Source organism: Paraflavitalea soli (assembly GCF_003555545.1).
Taxonomy (GTDB): domain Bacteria; phylum Bacteroidota; class Bacteroidia; order Chitinophagales; family Chitinophagaceae; genus Paraflavitalea; species Paraflavitalea soli.
In genome coordinates, this window is the sequence record NZ_CP032157.1 from 8,039,859 (window position 1) to 8,058,479 (window position 18,621).

Sequence of the window (18,621 nt, forward strand, 5' to 3'; positions counted from 1 at the left end):
CAAATGTTCAATACGGTTACCATCGTCGGCGTAGGTTTGATCAGCGGTTCTTTCAGCCTCGCGTTGAAAGAAAAAGGACTGGCCAAAAAAGTAATCGGCGTCAGCCGCACCGCTGCCAGCGCACAAAAAGCCCTGGAACTGGGACTCATCGATGAAGCCCTGCCACTGGAACAGGCCATCGCGCAAAGCGACCTCATCTATGTGGCCATCCCCGTGGATGTTACCATCCCGGTTATGAAGCAGGTAATGGACCTGGTGACAGACAAGCAAATAGTGGCCGATGCAGGGTCTACCAAACATGCCCTGTGCCTGGCCCTGAACGATCACCCCATGCGCCGGCAGTTTGTAGCCACCCACCCCATGTGGGGTACCGAATACAGCGGCCCCGAAGCCGCCGTAAGAGATGCCTTCGTAGGCAGGGCTTGTGTGATCTGTGAAAAAGAGAAGAGTGATCCCGCTGCCGTGGAAAAGATAGAGCAGGTGTACCGTGCACTGGGCATGCACATCATCTACATGGATGCAGACAGCCATGACACCCATGCTGCCTATATTAGCCATATTTCACATATTACCTCTTTTGCTCTGGCCAATACGGTTTTGGAGAAAGAAAGGGAAGAAAATACCATTTTCGAGCTGGCCGGCGGCGGTTTTGAAAGTACCGTCAGGCTGGCCAAAAGTAACCCGGCCATGTGGGTGCCCATTTTCATGCAAAACCGTGAAAATGTGCTTGATGTGCTGAATGAGCACATCAGCCAGCTCCGGAAATTCAAGGCATGCCTGGAGAAAGAGAATTACCAGTACCTCCAGGAGTTGATAGAAAATGCCAATAAGATAAAACGGATCATAAAGTAAGTCAGTCATTTAGAGGTGAGGAAAAATGGTTATGACATGTTATTCCGGCATCATAATGAATGGATTAGGCTAAGGCGGGCAATAGTAGTACCTTTGCGCAAATTTTAATTGTTATGATGACTTTCGCTGAGTTGGGTTTGGATGCGAAACTGGTACAGGCTACCGACGCATTAGGCTATAAAAACCCAACACCTATACAGGAAAAGGCTATTCCTGTTCTTATAAGTGGAACCAAGGACCTGGTAGGTCTGGCGCAGACTGGTACCGGGAAAACAGCGGCCTTTGGCCTGCCTCTGTTGCACCTGATCGATGAGGGACAAAAGTTCCCGCAGGCGTTGGTGGTGTGTCCCACGAGGGAGCTTTGCCTCCAGATCGTGAACGAAATGGAGCTGTTTAAGAAGTTTCAGACCGGTATGCATGTAGTGGCCGTTTATGGCGGTACATCCATCGGTCAGCAGATACGGGACCTGAAAAGAGGCGTACAGATCGTGGTAGCGACTCCCGGCCGTTTAATTGATCTTATTGAGCGCAAAGCGATCAATTTAGAACAAATAAAATATGTAGTTCTTGACGAGGCGGATGAAATGCTGAACATGGGTTTTAAGGATGATATTGAATTCATCCTGCAGAATACGCCCAACCGTCAGAGCACCTGGTTATTCAGTGCTACCATGCCACCGGAAATTCGCCGGATCAGCAAGAAGTACCTGAAAGACCCCATGGAGATCACGGTTGGTAAGACCAATACGGCCAATAAGAACATCGACCACCAGTATTTTGTAACCAGTGCACAACACAGGTACCAGACACTGAAACGGTTGATCGACTTTAACCCGGGTATTTATGGCATCATTTTTACCCGTACCAAGGCCGATGCGCAGGATATAGCAGAGAAGCTGACCCGGGAGGGATATGATATCGATGCATTGCATGGCGACCTGACGCAGCAGCAGCGTGATAAAGTGATGGGTGAGTTCAGGGATAAGACCTTACAGCTCTTAATAGCTACCGATGTAGCAGCCAGGGGTATCGACGTAGCGGGTATCACCCATGTGATCAACTACGAGTTGCCCGATGATGTGGAAGTGTACACACACAGAAGCGGTCGTACAGGCCGGGCGGGTAATACCGGTGTATGTATGTCCATCATCCACATCCGTGAAATGGGTAAGATGAGGCATATCCAGGGTATCGTACAGGTGCCTTTCCACAAGATGGATATTCCTGGTGGTAAGGATGTATGCCGCAAGCAGTTCTTCCATTTCATGGAGAAACTGTTGCAAACCGATATCAGCCATGGCGATTATGAAAGCTATGTACCCATGCTGGAAGAAAAGTTTGCCGATGTGAGCAAGGAAGAGGTACTGAAGCGCGTAGCTGCCATGGAGTTTGACAGGTTCCTGAAATATTATGAAAATGCAGAAGACCTGAATATTTACGAGCAGCGCAGGGAACGTTTTGAGCGCGGCGCTGGTATGGACAGAAGAGGTGGTGACCGTGAAAGAATGCCAGGACGTGATACCAGGGGAAGGCAGTTTGGAAGCAGTGCAGGTGGTAACGGCGGCGGCGGAGATTACGCCCGGCTGTTTGTGAACCTGGGTACCAAAGATGGTTTTTACAAAGCGAGTTTCTTACAGTTTATCCTTGACCTGAGTGATTTGCGCAAAGAGGTATTGGGAAGGATCGACATGAAGGAAATGAACAGCTGGATCGAGATCGATAAAAGAGCCGCCAAACAAATGATAGCGGCCATCGATGGAAAGAATTACAAAGGAAGAAGGATCAGGATGAATGATGCGGATAGCCGCAGGTAGTTGACAGGTTGAAAAGTTGACAGGTTGAACAGTAAAAGCAAACCTGGATTTTCAGCTGGCCTGTCAACTGATGAACTTGTTAACTTATCAACACATCAACTTAACATATGCAAGCAATCGACACCAACAACACGAAAGAACTTGTGCAAAGCAAGTGGAATAAACGTCCTTTGATCATATCAGGACCCTGCAGTGCGGAAACAGAAGCGCAGGTATTGGAAACAGCCCAACGGCTGGCCGCTACCGGTAAGGTAGACCTGCTGCGTGCAGGTATCTGGAAACCCCGTACAAGACCAGGCAGCTTTGAAGGCATTGGCACCAAGGGCCTGCCCTGGATGCAGCAGGCAAAAAAAGCTACCGGTTTACCCATCACCATAGAAGTAGCTACCGGCAAGCAGGTGGAAGATGCGCTGCACTTTGATGTAGACGTATTATGGATCGGCGCCCGTACCACCGTTAACCCCTTCAGCGTACAGGAAGTTGCCGACGCGCTGCGTGGTGTAGATGTGCCGGTATTGATCAAGAACCCGATCAACCCCGACCTCGAACTGTGGATCGGAGCGGTAGAAAGGGTAGCCAAAGCAGGCATCAAACAAATTGGATTGATACACCGTGGCTTCAGCGCTTACGGCAATACCGAATACCGCAATGCTCCCATGTGGCACCTGGCCATTGAAATGAAAAGACGCAATCCCGGTATGATGATGATCAACGATCCTTCTCATATCTGCGGTCGCCGTGATATCCTGATGGATGTAGCGCAAAAAGCTATTGACCTCGACTTTGATGGTCTGATCATTGAAAGCCATATCGATCCTGATAATGCCTGGAGTGATGCCAAACAGCAAATAACACCAGAGCGCCTGTCCGAAATGTTGAGCGAGATCGTATGGCGTAAAGAAGACAGCAACTCCGAAGAATTTCACCTGGCCCTCGAAAAGCTGCGTCAGCAGATCAATCACCTCGATGATGAACTGATGCAGATCATTGGTCAGCGTATGAAGGTGGCAGAAAAGATCGGTGAATACAAGAAGAACAACGATATCACCATCCTGCAAACCAACCGCTGGAATGAGATCCTGGAAAGGGCCTTCAAGAAAGGCGACAAACTCGGCCTCTCCAAAGAATTTATTACCAAATATTTTGACGCAGTGCACATGGAAAGTATCAACCACCAGAATAAGATCATGAATTCTTAGGATGGCTTGATAGGGTTGTTTCATAAAGTTTTGCAAAGTGGGAAAGGGCTGTCGAAGCAAACGACTAACAGCTAAATGCTAAAAGCTAACAGCTTTGCCAACTTAGCTCAGCAATAATATATACGCATGATAAATAACCAGAATAAGGTTTATCTGTTTGTCCATATTATCTGGAGCGTGCAAAACCGTGAGCCTTTGCTTACAAAGCCCATCCGAACCATCTTGTTTTCCCATATGCAGAAACGTGCCGGGGAAAAGGGTATCAACGTGCTGGCTGTGAATGGCGTGGAAGATCATGTGCATGCTTTGATACAATTGCACCCGGCGCAAAATCTCTCTCAGGTGGTTAAAAGCATCCGCACGGATGCTTCGGACTGGATCAACGAAACAAAACTCGTGGCCAATCCATTTCAGTGGGAAGAAGCTTATGCGGCTTTGTCTGTCAATCCCAGCACCATCAAACAGGTGGAGGAATTCCTGGGCCGGCAGGAAGAATACCATAAGACAAAGACCCTGGAAAGCGAACTGGAAGTATTTGATAAGATCCAACTTTAGATCGTTCAGGAATGCAAAAGAAAACATATCAGTTCACCGCTAAGAAGGTGGACTATTATTTCGATGCCGATTTCTCCTATCTCGCCAGGCTCATTGATAAGGAGCATACCGTATTGGTGACCGACGAAAACATCTTTCAGGCGCAGGCCAAAAAGTTCAAAGGCTGGCATACCATCGTACTGAAACCAGGAGAGCAGCACAAAGTACAGGCTACTGCCAACAGTGTGATAGAACAACTGATCGCCCGGGGCGCAGATCGCAAGACCGTGCTGGTAGGCATTGGCGGCGGTGTGATCACCGACCTTACCGGGTATGTCGCTGCTGTGTACATGCGTGGCCTGCGGGTAGGTTTTGTGCCCACTACCGTACTGGCCATGGTGGATGCTTCTATTGGTGGTAAGAATGGCATTGATGTAGGCGTGTACAAGAACCTGGTGGGTACCATCCGGCAGCCGGATTTCCTGTTGTATGATTACAGCTTCCTGAAATCCTTGCCCGAAACAGAATGGATCAACGGCTTTGCCGAGATCATCAAACACAGCTGTATCAAAGATGCCCCTTTGTTCCGGGAACTGGAGAAGAACAAACTGAAATATTACCAGAAAGATAAAGCTGCACTGGGCAAGCTGATCCGCCGCAATGCGGTGATCAAATCGACCGTCGTTGAAAAGGATGAATTTGAACAGGGCGAACGCCGGTTGCTGAACTTTGGTCATACCCTGGGCCATGCGATTGAGAACATGTATGCTTTGTCGCACGGGCAGGCCATATCCATCGGCATGGTAGCTGCCTGCAGCATCTCTGCACAGCTGGTAAAATTCAAAGACAGTGAGAAAGTGATCAAAGTACTGGCGCAATACGGATTGCCCGTGCATACTGATTTCGACAGGAAAAAGGCATTCGACATATTGAAGATGGACAAGAAGCGGGAGAAGAAAGAGATGAATTATGTGTTGCTGGAAAAGATAGGTAAAGGGGTAGTAAAGTCTATCCCCATGGTACAGTTAGAGAAAATTATTTCAAACTTATGATCGCAACTATTCAGCCATCCGGTATACAGGGCACCATTCAGGCGCCCACCTCCAAAAGCTCCATGCAAAGAGCTTGTGCAGCGGCCTTACTCACCAAAGGAGTGACCATCATTAAGAACCCCGGTAATTCCAATGACGACAGGGCTGCACTGGGTGTTATCCGCGGCCTGGGCGCGTATGTAGAGCAATTGCCCGATGGCTCCCTGAAGATCACCAGCAATGGCGTAAATCCTGATGCAGGTGAAGTAAACTGTGGTGAAAGTGGGTTGGGTATCCGGATGTTTACCCCCCTCGTAGCCCTGAGCAATAAAGCCATCACCATCAACGGCGAAGGCAGCCTGCTTACCCGCCCGATGGATTTCTTTGATACCGTATTGCCGCAGCTCGGTGTAGAGATCGTATCCAACAAAGGTAAATTGCCTTTGCAGGTAAAGGGACCTTTAAAACCAACGGCCATTGAGGTAGATGGTTCACTGAGCTCTCAGTTCCTCACTGGTTTGTTGTTTGCTTATGCAGCCTCCGGCGCCAGTGATGTTGCCCTCACGGTAAAAGACCTGAAGAGCAAACCTTATATCGACCTTACCCTCCAGGTGATGAAACACTTTGGCTGGGATGTGGAGAACAGGAATTATGAAGAGTTCTATTTTGCGGAGGCGGTGGTCAGGCAATCATCCGCTCAGCCTGTCAGCTATACGGTGGAAGGCGACTGGAGTGGCGCTGCTTTCCTATTGGTAGCAGGCGCCATTGCCGGCAATATCACTGTAAAAGGGCTGGACGTATCTTCTACCCAGGCCGATAAAGCGATCCTGCAGGCATTGATGAGCTGTGAAGCAAAGCTCTCCGTGCAGGCCGAACAAATCGAGATAGGACCTGCCTCCCTGAAAGCATTTCATTTTAATGCCACGGAGTGCCCCGACCTGTTTCCTCCACTGGTGGCATTGGCTTCCTATTGTGAAGGCAAAACCGTGATTGAAGGCGCTTCCCGGCTTACCCATAAGGAGAGCAATCGTGCATTGACCCTGCAGCAGGAGTTTGGCAAGATGGGCATTCAGATCGACCTGCAGGATGACCTGATGATCATTCATGGCGGAACAGGGGTGAAGGGGACAGCTACCCATTCCCACCACGATCACCGCATTGCCATGGCCTGTGCAGTAGCAGGGCTAAAAGCTACCGGCGCTACCACCATTGAAGAAGCACAGGCAATCAACAAATCATACCCGGATTTCTATAAGCATATACAGCAATTGGGGGCAGCAGTACAGATCACAGAATCACTTCAACATAATTAGGCATGAACAGTTTTGGCAGAATATTCAGGGTTACCATCTTTGGTGAATCACATGGTGAAAGTGTAGGCGTTAATATCGATGGCTGTCCTGCCGGCCTTCCCCTTACGGTAGACGATTTTATGACCGATATAGAGCGTCGCAAGGGTGGTATGCAAAAAGGTACTACACCCCGTAAGGAAGACGATATTCCCATCTTTAAGACGGGCGTATTCAACAATAAGACCACGGGTGCACCCATTACAATATTATTCGACAACAAGAATACCCGTTCGGGCGATTATGAAAAACAAAGAGCGGTACCACGTCCCGGTCACGCCGACTTTGTAGCCCATCAGAAATTTGGTGGCTTTGAGGATTTCAGGGGAGGCGGTCATTTTAGCGGCAGGCTCACCGTTTGCCTCGTAGCAGCCGGTGTGATCGCCAAAAAACTATTGGCCCTGCAGCAGAGTGAAGTAAAAGCCACGATCATGGAGATCGGCGGCGAAGCAGACCTCGACAAAGGATTGCAAAAAGCCATCGATGCCAAAGATACCATTGGCGGTATTGTAGAATGCCGTGTCAATGGATTGCCCATTGGACTGGGAGAGCCATTTTTTGATTCAGTAGAATCTGTGTTGGGCCATGCCGTGTTTGCGATCCCCGCAGTAAGAGGTATTGAATTCGGGACCGGCTTTGCTGCTGCCCGTATGTTTGGCAGCCATCACAATGATGCCATTGAGGACAATACCGGGAAAACACGCACCAACCATGCTGGTGGAGTAGTGGGAGGCATTACCAACAGCAACGAGCTGGTATTCCGTATTGCTATCAAACCTACCTCTTCCACTCCTAAAGAGCAGGTGACGTTAAACTGGGAAACCGGTGAACAGGAAACCTTTTCCGTAAAGGGGCGCCATGATCTGTGTATTGCCCTGCGTGTGCCGGTGGTGCTGGAAGCGGTGACTGCCTTTGTGATGGCCGACCTGTACATGCTGCAGCAACACATCAAAAGAATCATATAGTACCATGGCAACCATTTATCACATCACCACGCAGGCCGAATGGGATGCAGCCTCCCGGTCGGGCATATATGAAGCTGCTTCTTTGAAGGAGGAAGGCTTTATCCATTGTTCACAGGAAGAACAGATACCTGGTGTACTGCAACGTTATTTCAAGGGGAAAACAAACCTGGTAAAACTGGTGATTGATACAGATAAGCTAACCAGCCGTTGGCTCTATGAATGGTCGCCCTCTACGGCTGATACCTTTCCGCACATTTATGGCCCCATCAATGCCACAGCAGTAGTAGCTGTGGAGCAGGTTATTTAATGGGTTTGCGCAAGGCCGCAAAGGGAATATCCAATACCTCATAATTTTTGTCATTGGGCCAATAATAATGCCACCATTCCGTTTCAAGGGGGGTAAAACCGTGTTTTTGCATGGTAGTTTTCAATAGCTCCCGGTTTTTAAGTACTGCCGCTGGCAGGCTGCTAAAGCCCTGGTGGGCTGAATCCGTGAAATTGTCGAACCCGGTTCCCATATCCAGTTCCTGGCCCGTTTTTAGATCAACGATGGTGAGGTCTACAGCCAGCCCGCGGTTATGGCCCGATCCTTTGGAAGGATTGGCTACATACCGCTCATCTTTTACCAACTCCCAAAAGCTCACCGTAACGGAATAGGGACGGTAAGCATCAAATATTTTTAATCCATAGCCTTGCATACCCAGTTCCTTTTGTACAGCAGCCAATGCCTGGGCAGCAGGCGCTCTTAAAAAGGTATGACGGGTAGGAGGGATATACATCCGGCGGTGCATGAAGTTGTTGGCAGTGGCATAGCGCAGGTCATAACGAACAGCTGGCAGAAGGGTGCGCAATTCAACCATCTTTTTGGATGAATCGGCCTTTACTTGTGCGTGGTAAGCAGATAAATTGTCAATAACTGCCACTCCGTAGCGTTTTATATCAGTTTCCTGTGCTATAAGCCCTCCGTGGTGGAAAAAAATTAACATCAACAATAGTAAAATATTACGCTGAAGTGCTATTTTGTATATCATTGCAACTGGTTGATGCTTAAATCCATCTCTGTTGAAAGATACGACCTTTTGCACTGATCAATTAAGTCAAACAATGAATAAAAGTACGTATGCGGGCATGATGGGTTGTTGTGTGGTAATCTGCTCACTCTCCCTGCTGGCCTGTAATATGGCAACCGTTAAACCCCCGGAAAAGGACATTGTAGCAGTGCCGGAAAAGTTTGAAGTACGCGTAAGCGATAACCTCAAAACAGCCCTTGCGTTCATACTGGATAATAAAGGTCGTCTCAATGACACCGTGTTGCTGGCCAACGACTCCCTGGTAAATGGCCTGTATGAAAAGGAAAACTACCAGCCGCTCTGGTGCGCTCAGGAAAACTGGTCGGCCCTGGGTGATTCTCTTTATACATTCATAGAACGATCCAAAGAATACGGTTTATTCCCTTCAGATTATCACTTCCGGGCCCTCGCAGGCATCCGGGCAAAGATGGCCACTGATTCTACGGCACGCAGGGATGCGGCTTTATGGTCCCGGGCCGACCTGATGCTGACAGACGCTTTCTTTCTTACCACCCGCCACCTTAAGCTGGGACACCTGGAGAAGGACAGTATGACCTTACGGAATGATTCTGCCCTGAACAATGATTTCTATACCCAGGTCTTCCACCTCATGCGGCATACCAACAATGTGACCGCCACTTTTCATGACCTGGAACCGAAACATGCGCAGTACGATTCACTCAAGCAGGGTTTAAAATTCTTCCTGGATTCTATCCAGACATTCAGAAGGTATACATACATCAATTATCCCAATAAAGATTCTGCTGCCTTGCACAATGCCCTGCAAAGGCGCCTGTTTGAGGAGGATGTGTTAACCTCCGCTACTGAACTGATCGATACGGCGGCCTGGCGGCAGGCGATCATGGGCTATCAAACGGCCAAAGGCCTCAAGCCTACAGGGAAGATCAATGAAAATACAGTCAACAGCCTCAACAATACCGACTGGGAGAAATTCAAGCGTATAGCCATCAATCTCGATCGTTACAAGATGCTGCCCGATACCCTGCCCCTTACCTATATTTGGGTCAACCTCCCTTCATTCTACATGCAGGTGATGAATATGGATACCATGGTATTGGAGTCGAGGGTCATTGTGGGTCAGCCAAAGACCAGGACCCCGTTGCTCACCTCCAACGTATCCAATTTTATTATCTATCCCCAATGGACAGTTCCTTACAGCATCATATTTAAGGAAATGCTGCCCAAGATCCAGAAGAATGTAGCATACCTCAATAAGGAAAACCTGATGGTGGTAGATAAAAATGACAGTATCATCGATCCTTATACGATAGACTGGAGCAAGCTCAGTAAAAAGTATTTCCCCTACCTGCTGAAACAGCGCCAGGGAGATGATAATTCATTGGGTGTATTGAAATTCAACTTTGCCAATAAGTATAGTGTATACTTACATGATACCAATGTGCGTTGGATGTTTAGCCGGAGCAACAGGGCATTAAGTCATGGTTGCGTACGGGTAAAGGAATTCCTGAAGCTGGCCGACTTCCTGGTGCGGGATGATACCCTCAAGTATCGCCCGGATACCCTCAGGGCCTGGATCGCCCGCCAGGAAAAACACATTGTATCCGGTTTTCACCGGGTGCCCATCTATATCCGTTACTTTACCTGTGAGGGAAAGAGCGGCAAACTTCGTATTTATGATGATATCTATGCAGAAGATAAAGTGTTGAGGGAGCGATATTTCGCCGACAAATCGATCCTATAAATAATCCCCCAATATTCTATGAAGAAACGTATTCTGTATGCTTTACTGCTTACCGGAACACCCGCCATGGTGGCTGCCCAGGAGAAAAAAGACAGTATTGTGCTGACCAGGAGCAAGAACGTGGCCAGGGTCCAGTACGGCATAGCCAGTTTTTACCACAATAAATTCGAAGGGCGAAAGACTGCCAATGGAGAGATATTTAGCCAAAATGGCCTGACAGCGGCCAGTAATACCCATCCGCTCAACTGCTGGGTAAGGGTCACCAATAGCCGCAATAAGAAAAGTGTGATCCTTCGTATAACGGACCGGATGCACCCCAAAAATCCCCGTTTAATTGATCTGAGTCGTGCGGCCGCTAAAAAGCTGGGCTATACCGGGAGAGGGTTGACGCGTGTAAAGGTAGAATACCTGGGCAGGCAAAAGCCAGCCAGTCCAGGTGAAAATGAAGATAATAAATAATTTCTACATTTAATTTGTACCTGCTACATTTGCTCATTACCGAACCAAACTGCATGGTTTATGAAGAAAATCTCAGGCATGGTGCTGGCCTTATTACTGCTGCACACGATTGCTCTTTGCCAGGATGACGATTACATACAGAATCCTACTCTTGGCGTTCACTTTATCTTTAATGATTTTAAATCGGCTCAGGCTATCCGTTCTACCTCTTTGGGCGCCGCCTTGCGCAACAAACAATTCGGCAAGGTCAAGGAAATGTCTCCCGGTTTAGCCATCAATTACATTCACGGCCTTTCTCCCAGTTTTGATTTTACGGGTACACTTGCAGGTTCTATTCTTGACTATTCGTTTAAGGATGGTACTACTGCGGGTAAGGATAACCTTTTGCTGGAAGTGGATGCCTCCATACGGGGTAAAATGTTCAGCAATAAATATGTGGTATCACCTTATTTCCAGGTGGGTGTAGGTGCCTCAAAATACAAAGGTTACTATGGTGCTTTTATACCTGCCGGCCTGGGCCTGCAGGTAAATCTTTTTGATGAAGCATTCCTGCTCATCAATTCACAGTACCGGATCGGTATAACCGATAAGGCCAGTAACCATTTCTTTTACAGCATTGGCCTCGCTGGTGCGATCGGTAAAAGAAAGGCTACTCCCAAGGTCATCCCACCTCCGCCATTGCCGCCGCCACCGCCGCCTGATTCAGATGGGGATGGCGTTATTGACAGCCTCGATGCCTGCCCCCAGGCGAAAGGATTGGCACAGTTCCAGGGATGTCCCGATACAGATGGCGACGGTATACCTGATAAGGATGATAAATGTCCCGATCAGCGGGGCCTGGAGCGTTACCAGGGATGTCCCATTCCCGATACAGATGGCGATGGCATCAATGATGAAGAAGATAAGTGTCCGAAGGAAAAGGGAGTTGCCCGTTACCAGGGTTGCCCCGTTCCTGACCGTGATAAGGACGGTGTGAATGATGAAGAAGACAAATGCCCTGATCTGCCCGGTGTAGCAGCAAATAATGGTTGTCCCGAGGTGTCTGCTGAAGTGAAAAAGCGCATAGATGTAGCCGCCCGCAATATCTTCTTTGCTACAGGCAGTGCCAAACTGCTGGCCAAATCCAATAAATCATTGGATGAAGTAGCGAAGTTGATGAACGAAGATGCCAACCTGAAACTGGATGTGGAAGGGCATACCGATAATACAGGCAAGCCTGCTACCAACCAGGCGCTCAGTGAAAAGAGGGCAAAAGCCGTGTATGATTACCTTAATAAAAAAGGAGTCAATGCCGATCGCTTACGTTCTGCAGGCTATGGCCAGGACAAACCCGTTGCCGATAATAAAACGGCCAAAGGCCGTACGGCCAACAGAAGGGTAGAGCTGAAGCTGCATTACGACTAAGAATACAAGCTACAAGCTACGAGCTGCGAGCTATGAGCAGCGAGCAAATACAGCCTCCAAAGGCTCGAAGCTCGCAGCTCATGGCTCGTCGCTTTTTACGCCAGTTGGCGCTTATACAACTGTATCGTATTCTCATACCCCAGGTACAGCGCATCAGCGATCAAAGCGTGACCGATAGATACTTCCAGTAGTCCGGGTATGTGTTGGGCAAAATAAGCCAGGTTTTGGAGGTCCAGGTCGTGCCCGGCATTGATACCCAGCCCCAGTTCGTTGGCCCGGATAGCAGCCGTCCTGTAAGGCGCTATGGCCTGTTCTTTATTGATGAGGTATTCACGGGCATAGCCTTCTGTATACAACTCGATCCGGTCTGTACCCGTTTCCGCTGCCCCATTGATCATTTCTATAACAGGATCTACAAAAATGGATACCCTGATGCCGGCATTGCGGAAAACCTGTATCGTTTCACGCAGGTAGTGGGCATGTGTTATCGTATCCCAACCGTGGTCCGAAGTCAATTGGCCTTCAGCATCCGGCACCAGCGTTACCTGGTCTGGTTTTACTTCCAATACCAGGTCGATGAACTTTTGTTCCCGGCAATTGCCTTCAATATTAAACTCAGTGGTAATGATCTTCTTAATATCACGGGCATCCTGGTAACGGATATGCCGTTCATCAGGCCGGGGATGGATCGTTACCCCATCCGCCCCAAAGAGTTGGGCATCAATAGCAGCCTTTACTACATCCGGATTATTACCGCCACGACTGTTGCGCAGGGTGGCAAACTTATTAATGTTTACGCTTAACTTGGTCATACCCAAAATTAGAAGTTTCCGGGGTACTATCCATGAAACGAAAAAAGGCCATCCCGAACTCCGGGACAGCCTTCTTCATGGGGGGCGCAGGGATCACAAATGCGCTAAGTTTTCTTTGGTCACGTTTGTACTATATAAAAGTTTACCCTCGTTATCGATCATGTCGAGGTGATATTTTCCTGCTGAGAGAGAATTGATCTCATTGATGCTCGTCACATTGGTACCCTTTACCAGGAACCAGCTGAACATCTTCACAATATGCCCTTCTGTATCATACATCCGCACAATCGTGTGGCGGCTTTGTTCGCTGGTAACATCCAGGGTGATGGCCGTGAAAAACGGATTCGGGCGAACCAGGACTTTTGTAATCACAATATGCTTGTTTTGGTTGTGGGTATTATCAGGGGTACCCACCGGCGCTTCCTGTAAAAGGCGGTTCAATTGCCGTTGAATGGCCTGTTGCTGCTCTGCTTTCTGTACTTCTGTGCCGGTGTTAATATTGTGTTTCACTTGATAAGGGATTTGATCCCATAGATACCAATCCGGTGCCGGTTTTGGCACGCGCTGAAGATCATAGAGTTAGCAGAAAGCTGGCACTTCCATCTTTCCCATGGCGGGAATTAAAATCTTGCTTTTGGGAATAAAACAGACCCTGGGGTTACAATAAAGAAGGAAGAAATAGACTAAGGCGATGAAGTTTAGTGGAGGATTTAGTTGTTGCCATTGATCAGGTTTACCACCACCTGGGTCATGATGTCTTTTTCATCTGGCTTGCTTTCCGCAATCATGAGGGTAAGCGCTACGAGGGCATTATCAGCAATGCGTTTTGTACCATTACTGCTGTACAGCAACCTATTTCTTTCTAAAAACCAAACAAACAGGAAAGCTGCAATGCGCTTGTTCCCATCTGAAAATGAATGATTTTTCACCACGAAATAAAGAAGGTTGGCTGCCTTTTCTTCTACACTGGGGTACAGATCTTCCCCGCCGAATGATTGGTAGATGGTGGCGATGGAGCTTTTAAAGGATTCATCCTTTTCATTACCAAAAAGACTGCTGCCACCGAATTTATCCTTTAAGCCATGGATGGCTTTCATGGCTTCCTCATAGGTAAACGTGAAAGACTGCCTTTTGTGGATAGCCTCAATAGTTAATGTACGGTGGTCGTACTTGTCCAGAACATCCAGTGCATACGTATAATCTGTGAGGACTTTAAGCAACCCACTGGCTTCGTCTGAGGTTAGAGGCTTGGATTCCAAAACATTGCCTAATATCCGGACAGTCTGTTTTAGTGCATCAAATTGCAGGGATTGTTCGTGCAAGCGCTTTTCATTCAGTGAGTAGCCTTTGATAAGGTATTCTTTTAGGACCTTATTGGCCCAGATTCGGAATTGCGTACCCCTGATTGAGTTGACCCTGTATCCCACAGAAATGATCATGTCCAGGTTATAGCGGGTAATCTTTCGATTTATCTTCCTATTACCCTCTTGCTGAACTTGTGCAATTTTTGCACAAGTTGCCTGCTCGTCTAATTCTGTTGATTTGTAAATATTTTTAATATGCTTCGTGATAGAGGTTCTATCCGCTTCGAATAAATCGGCAAGTTGATGTTGATCCAGCCAAATGGTATCCTGCTCCAGCGTCACATCAATGGATATCTTCCCATCAGGTGTTTGATAAATGATGATCTTTTCGTTTTCCATAGTCCTATAAAGATAAGGCAACGGCAAAACCAATAAAGTTTTGTTTATCGTAATTACTGGCCCCATGGAAGATTATAACAAACAAGCGCACGCACCACGCACCCTCAAAACCGTGCAACCAGTTTCAGGTTCAATAAGCGCGGCGTAAGCCGGTTGGGCATGGCAAAAGTGGCATTGGAAAAGTCCTTGATCAGCAGGTAAGAGATCGTATTGTCCCGGTCTATCAGGTTAAAGACCTCCAGCGTAGCCCAGATATTCTCAAAGTTGCGGAAGGGGCTATGGCTCCTGCGGTTGCTTTTCTCGCTGTCCAGCAGGAGCGCACTGAAGCCAATATCTATCCGCATATAGGGCTCAATGATGAGTGCATTGCGGTATTTAACGCTGTTGGGGATATTATAAGGCAGGTTGCTGCCGTACAGGAAGTTCAGGTATACTTTAAAGTTCTTGTTGGTAGACAGGTAATCCTGCAGGAACATGCCAAAGGTGAGTAAGCGGTCACTGGGACGACGCAGCCAGCCGCCTTCTTTCAAAGTGCTGTCAACAGGTTTGTTCAGCGAGTCCAGTTTGTAGTCAAAGTACGTGTCCTTATCCAGGTCTTCCCGCGTGCGCATAAAACCAATGCTGATCCAGCTTTCTGCATCCTTTACCAGTTCTCCAAACAGGCGCATCTCCAGACCCGTGGCATAGGCTTTGGCGCGGTTCTCTCCAAAATAGCGCAGCCGTACATTGTCTACATCATAAGGCACCACATCCCACATATGTTTGTAATACGCTTCTGCCGTAAAGCGGTAAGGTCTTGTACCTGATTTGAAATTATAATCCAAACCAGCCGTTACCTGCCAGCTTTTTTGTGCTTTGAGCGCCTCGTTCACCGTGCCGTCATAACGGCGTAATTCACGGTAAAAAGGTGGCTGGTTATAGACACCCGCAGCCCCGCGGAAGATCATATCCCGTTTCCAATGCGCCGGCTTCCAGGAGAAACCTGCCCGGGGCGAAAGCAGGAATTCCTTGTTAAGTGTATTGTAATTATACCGTACACCGGCCTGCAGCGTAAAGCCGGTGGAGTCATTAAAGATGATATTGTCCTGGATATAGCCTGTTAGCCGCGTAATATCCAGGTCAGCCTTCGACTGAAGCGATTTGCTGAGCTCAAACCGGTCGGGATTGTACGGCAGGTTATAGCCCGCTGAATCCTGGTATTCCCATTCATGCAGTTTGTCATTGATCGTTTGCCGCTCTATACTTTGCCCCCATTGAATATAATGCCTGCCTTTATCCAGGGTGCCTTTATGCGAGAAATTCCAGATGCCGATATTCAATTTGTTACGGGCAAAGGTTTGGGAAAGACCGGCGCCCAGCGGGTTCACAATAAGCCCGTAATCAGGTTTGCCTTTATCGAAAGAGCGCTCTCCGAACAGGTAAGCGCCGGTGATGTCGATAGATTCACGCTCATCGTTCTCAAAGCGGCTCACCATCCATTTGAGGCGTAGGTTCTTGCGCAGTTGCTGTATCCAGGAAAGCCCCAGCATGCTGGTGCGGTACTTGTCTTCTTCACGTCCTTCGAAATAAATATCCAGCCCCAGGTTGGCGCTGAAAAAAGGAGAAAACACAGAAGTGGTGAGTTGGCTAAACTCCGGCACCAGTGTAAACTTTGTTTGCGACAGGTTGCCCAATAATTCCAGTGAGTTGCGGCTATTGATCTGGTACGTGAGCAAAGCCTGCAGGTCGGCCGAGGAGGGCACATAATTGCCCTTTGTTTCCTGACTGGCCAGCAGGTTGCGGTTGCTGCGGTTACGCACGCCTACCAGGAAGCTGAATTTATTATTACGGCTGGTACCTTCCAGGTGCAGCCCCTGTTCCAATAATCCAACATAGGCCGATCCGCCAAACTGTTTGGGCCTCTTGTATTGGATGTCCAGCACAGATGACATCTTATCGCCATAACGGGCCTGGAAACCGCCATTGTAAAAGTTGACGTTTCTCGCCATCTCAGGATTAATGAAGCTCAATCCTTCCTGCTGGCCACTGCGTACCAGGTAGGGGCGGAATACTTCAAAATCGTTTACATAGATCAGGTTCTCGTCGTAATTACCCCCCCGTACCGAATATTGGGAGGTCAGCTCATTATTAGAGCCTACGAATACTTTAATGAGGCTTTCTATGCCGCCTGTAGGGGAGGGGATATTGATCGCGTTTTTGGGATTGAGCACAATGAGGCCGGCTTCCCGTCTTTGCCGCTGATCTGTTACGACCACCGAATCCAGTTGCCGCGCTCCTCTTTCCATACGGATCACGATACGTTCTTCTTCCTGCTCATTCAGCAGGAAATTGCGTTGTTCCGTTTTATAACCCGTATAGGTAAATACAATGGCAAAGGCTTTATCGGGAGGAGCTTGCAGGCGGAAAGTGCCGGAATCGGAGGTGGAAGTACCCGTACGGCGGCCAAGGATCATCACCGATACATGCGAGATGGGCTGCTCGTTCTCATCTACTACCTTACCCGTCACATAGGCCGGTTTTTTCTGGGCTACGGCTGTCAAAGACAGGAAAGCGAGGAAGCAGCAAAGTAGTAAAGGTGTAAATCTCAACCGGTCAGATTTTAATGCTGTCGAAATTAATTGAATTTGTGGTCACTCTAAAACAGAAAAACCCATTATTTATTTTATTTTGGCGCTCAAACCTGACCCGTTATGGGTATTAAAATCCCGGAATAACTGTTATGCGCCTGCTGAATATATGCTTAGTCTGTTCCTCAACCCTGCTGCTGGCTACCTTAGGATGTGGCGATCATACGGGCAGTAGAGGCGACAGACCCAAGGCTAATGCCCCCTATATTGTAAAAGAGACCCTGGCTACCGGCGATACCGGCATCACCAAACTGACCGGCATTAAAAAGGTGAATGCCCTGGATATAATTTGCCAGCATTGGGAAGTGGGGAAAACGGAAGGCGCTACTTCGGCTGAGCTGATGCGGGATGAAGCCGGCGATAAGGCAGTGCCCGGGCTGGACCTTTTTAACGACAGCAGCTATGTGGCCAATCCACGGGGCGATATTTCTATCGGTACCTGGCGCATCAAACAGGAGGGTAAGGAAATGACCCTCGTACTTAGGGCAGCAGATAACAAGGAAACCAACTGGCATATCAATGAACTGAATTCACGCAGCCTTCGGTTGATCACTACCAATGAGGCCGGCAAATCCTTGTACCTCAACTTATCTTCCGATGGGATCGTACACAAAAACAAGCTGAATGATCCTTTCCATCCGGTCAATAACCAATGGCGTATACGACCGGTAAAGCCGGAAAATGATAGTGCTATTGCTGTGCGGGCCAGACAATGCCTGCAATTTTATGCCTTGTTCTACCGCGATAATATTTTACGGCAGCAGGAAAAGATAAACTTCGCCGGATTGCCCGTCATATTCGTATGGTATGCGAGAGGGATCGGCATGCCCGATTGGGATGATATCCGCGATTCCTGGGTACAGTGCTTTTATGACAAAGACCAGGCCCGCAAAGGCTACGATGTATTACGCAAAGTGATCGTAGACTATGAATTCACCTGGGTCAAAGGATTGCCCGATTGGAGGATGGAGACCGAGCATGTATTGGAGCAGATGTGGCATAAGATGTAAGCTGCCAGTTTGTTGCATATGGTGATAAATGCCCATGTCCGGCAGGGCTATTAATATCCGGATATTTTT

The 18,621-nt window shown here is 48.2% G+C and carries 17 protein-coding genes; 12 read left to right on the top strand and 5 right to left on the bottom strand.

Features of this window, described 5'->3' with window-relative positions:
• Positions 1–3: 3 nt before the first annotated feature.
• The 8 genes from D3H65_RS31005 (at position 4) to D3H65_RS31040 (ending at position 8,051) form a co-directional block, all read left to right on the top strand.
• Positions 4–852, top strand: coding sequence for a prephenate dehydrogenase (locus tag D3H65_RS31005; RefSeq protein ID WP_119054030.1), 849 nt, complete (start codon positions 4–6; stop codon positions 850–852).
• A gap of 113 nt (positions 853–965) precedes the next feature.
• Complete coding sequence (locus tag D3H65_RS31010; RefSeq protein ID WP_119054031.1) at positions 966–2,666, top strand: DEAD/DEAH box helicase; 1,701 nt, start codon at positions 966–968, stop codon at positions 2,664–2,666.
• Between the two features lie 107 nt (positions 2,667–2,773).
• Positions 2,774–3,865: a chorismate mutase gene (locus D3H65_RS31015; protein WP_119054032.1), complete on the top strand. Its 1,092-nt coding sequence runs from the start codon at positions 2,774–2,776 to the stop codon at positions 3,863–3,865.
• A 126-nt stretch (positions 3,866–3,991) separates the two neighbouring features.
• Positions 3,992–4,420, top strand: a complete 429-nt coding sequence (gene tnpA, locus D3H65_RS31020; RefSeq protein WP_119054033.1) for an IS200/IS605 family transposase — start codon at positions 3,992–3,994, stop codon at positions 4,418–4,420.
• A gap of 11 nt (positions 4,421–4,431) precedes the next feature.
• The gene (aroB, locus tag D3H65_RS31025) at positions 4,432–5,451 is read left to right on the top strand and encodes a 3-dehydroquinate synthase (protein WP_119054034.1); all 1,020 of its coding nucleotides are present in this window, start codon (positions 4,432–4,434) and stop codon (positions 5,449–5,451) included.
• Positions 5,448–6,743 (top strand): 3-phosphoshikimate 1-carboxyvinyltransferase, encoded by a 1,296-nt coding sequence (gene aroA, locus D3H65_RS31030; protein WP_119054035.1) that lies wholly within the window; start codon positions 5,448–5,450, stop codon positions 6,741–6,743. The genes aroB and aroA overlap by 4 nt, the downstream gene beginning before the upstream one ends.
• Before the next feature lie 2 nt (positions 6,744–6,745).
• Positions 6,746–7,744 (top strand): chorismate synthase, encoded by a 999-nt coding sequence (locus tag D3H65_RS31035; RefSeq protein ID WP_119054036.1) that lies wholly within the window; start codon positions 6,746–6,748, stop codon positions 7,742–7,744.
• Between the two features lie 4 nt (positions 7,745–7,748).
• Positions 7,749–8,051 carry a DUF952 domain-containing protein gene (locus tag D3H65_RS31040; protein WP_119054037.1) on the top strand — a complete coding sequence of 101 codons (303 nt, stop codon included), beginning with the start codon at positions 7,749–7,751 and terminating at the stop codon, positions 8,049–8,051.
• Here D3H65_RS31040 and D3H65_RS31045 read toward each other — a convergent pair.
• Complete coding sequence (locus D3H65_RS31045) at positions 8,044–8,667, bottom strand: M15 family metallopeptidase (RefSeq protein WP_245999632.1); 624 nt, start codon at positions 8,665–8,667, stop codon at positions 8,044–8,046. The two genes, D3H65_RS31040 and D3H65_RS31045, sit on opposite strands and share 8 nt — an antisense overlap.
• 181 nt (positions 8,668–8,848) lie before the next feature.
• Between D3H65_RS31045 and D3H65_RS31050 the strand changes: the two genes are divergently transcribed.
• Genes D3H65_RS31050 through D3H65_RS31060 form a run of 3 tightly spaced genes read left to right on the top strand, consistent with a single transcriptional unit; the run spans position 8,849 to position 12,400 of the window.
• Positions 8,849–10,537, top strand: a complete 1,689-nt coding sequence (locus D3H65_RS31050) for a L,D-transpeptidase family protein (protein ID WP_119054039.1) — start codon at positions 8,849–8,851, stop codon at positions 10,535–10,537.
• Between the two features lie 18 nt (positions 10,538–10,555).
• Complete coding sequence (locus D3H65_RS31055) at positions 10,556–10,996, top strand: septal ring lytic transglycosylase RlpA family protein (RefSeq protein ID WP_119054040.1); 441 nt, start codon at positions 10,556–10,558, stop codon at positions 10,994–10,996.
• A 60-nt stretch (positions 10,997–11,056) separates the two neighbouring features.
• Positions 11,057–12,400 (top strand): OmpA family protein, encoded by a 1,344-nt coding sequence (locus D3H65_RS31060; RefSeq protein ID WP_119054041.1) that lies wholly within the window; start codon positions 11,057–11,059, stop codon positions 12,398–12,400.
• Positions 12,401–12,495: 95 nt separating this feature from the next.
• Here the strand turns inward: D3H65_RS31060 and D3H65_RS31065 are convergent, their stop codons facing one another.
• The 4 genes from D3H65_RS31065 to D3H65_RS31080 all read right to left on the bottom strand — a co-directional run bounded on the left by D3H65_RS31065 (position 12,496) and on the right by D3H65_RS31080 (position 17,503).
• Positions 12,496–13,212: a pyridoxine 5'-phosphate synthase gene (locus tag D3H65_RS31065; RefSeq protein ID WP_119054042.1), complete on the bottom strand. Its 717-nt coding sequence runs from the start codon at positions 13,210–13,212 to the stop codon at positions 12,496–12,498.
• A gap of 93 nt (positions 13,213–13,305) precedes the next feature.
• Positions 13,306–13,722, bottom strand: coding sequence for a hypothetical protein (locus D3H65_RS31070; protein WP_119054043.1), 417 nt, complete (start codon positions 13,720–13,722; stop codon positions 13,306–13,308).
• A gap of 200 nt (positions 13,723–13,922) precedes the next feature.
• Positions 13,923–14,915 carry a virulence protein RhuM/Fic/DOC family protein gene (gene rhuM / locus D3H65_RS31075; RefSeq protein WP_119054044.1) on the bottom strand — a complete coding sequence of 331 codons (993 nt, stop codon included), beginning with the start codon at positions 14,913–14,915 and terminating at the stop codon, positions 13,923–13,925.
• Positions 14,916–15,019: 104 nt separating this feature from the next.
• Positions 15,020–17,503, bottom strand: a complete 2,484-nt coding sequence (locus tag D3H65_RS31080) for a TonB-dependent receptor (protein WP_119054045.1) — start codon at positions 17,501–17,503, stop codon at positions 15,020–15,022.
• Positions 17,504–17,634: 131 nt separating this feature from the next.
• Here D3H65_RS31080 and D3H65_RS31085 point away from each other — a divergent pair, with 131 nt between their 5' ends.
• The gene (locus D3H65_RS31085; RefSeq protein ID WP_119054046.1) at positions 17,635–18,552 is read left to right on the top strand and encodes a hypothetical protein; all 918 of its coding nucleotides are present in this window, start codon (positions 17,635–17,637) and stop codon (positions 18,550–18,552) included.
• The last annotated feature ends 69 nt before the right edge of the window (positions 18,553–18,621 follow it).

Excerpts from the sequence above, each read along its gene's own strand:
- D3H65_RS31005 (WP_119054030.1), top strand. The coding sequence starts at position 4 with ATGTTCAATACGGTTACCATCGTCGGCGTAGGTTTGATCAGCGGTTCT.
- D3H65_RS31010 (WP_119054031.1), top strand. The coding sequence starts at position 966 with ATGATGACTTTCGCTGAGTTGGGTTTGGATGCGAAACTGGTACAGGCT.
- D3H65_RS31015 (WP_119054032.1), top strand. The coding sequence starts at position 2,774 with ATGCAAGCAATCGACACCAACAACACGAAAGAACTTGTGCAAAGCAAG.
- tnpA (WP_119054033.1), top strand. The coding sequence starts at position 3,992 with ATGATAAATAACCAGAATAAGGTTTATCTGTTTGTCCATATTATCTGG.
- aroB (WP_119054034.1), top strand. The coding sequence starts at position 4,432 with ATGCAAAAGAAAACATATCAGTTCACCGCTAAGAAGGTGGACTATTAT.
- aroA (WP_119054035.1), top strand. The coding sequence starts at position 5,448 with ATGATCGCAACTATTCAGCCATCCGGTATACAGGGCACCATTCAGGCG.
- D3H65_RS31035 (WP_119054036.1), top strand. The coding sequence starts at position 6,746 with ATGAACAGTTTTGGCAGAATATTCAGGGTTACCATCTTTGGTGAATCA.
- D3H65_RS31040 (WP_119054037.1), top strand. The coding sequence starts at position 7,749 with ATGGCAACCATTTATCACATCACCACGCAGGCCGAATGGGATGCAGCC.
- D3H65_RS31050 (WP_119054039.1), top strand. The coding sequence starts at position 8,849 with ATGAATAAAAGTACGTATGCGGGCATGATGGGTTGTTGTGTGGTAATC.
- D3H65_RS31055 (WP_119054040.1), top strand. The coding sequence starts at position 10,556 with ATGAAGAAACGTATTCTGTATGCTTTACTGCTTACCGGAACACCCGCC.
- D3H65_RS31060 (WP_119054041.1), top strand. The coding sequence starts at position 11,057 with ATGAAGAAAATCTCAGGCATGGTGCTGGCCTTATTACTGCTGCACACG.
- D3H65_RS31065 (WP_119054042.1), bottom strand. The coding sequence starts at position 13,212 with ATGACCAAGTTAAGCGTAAACATTAATAAGTTTGCCACCCTGCGCAAC.
- rhuM (WP_119054044.1), bottom strand. The coding sequence starts at position 14,915 with ATGGAAAACGAAAAGATCATCATTTATCAAACACCTGATGGGAAGATA.
- D3H65_RS31085 (WP_119054046.1), top strand. The coding sequence starts at position 17,635 with ATGCGCCTGCTGAATATATGCTTAGTCTGTTCCTCAACCCTGCTGCTG.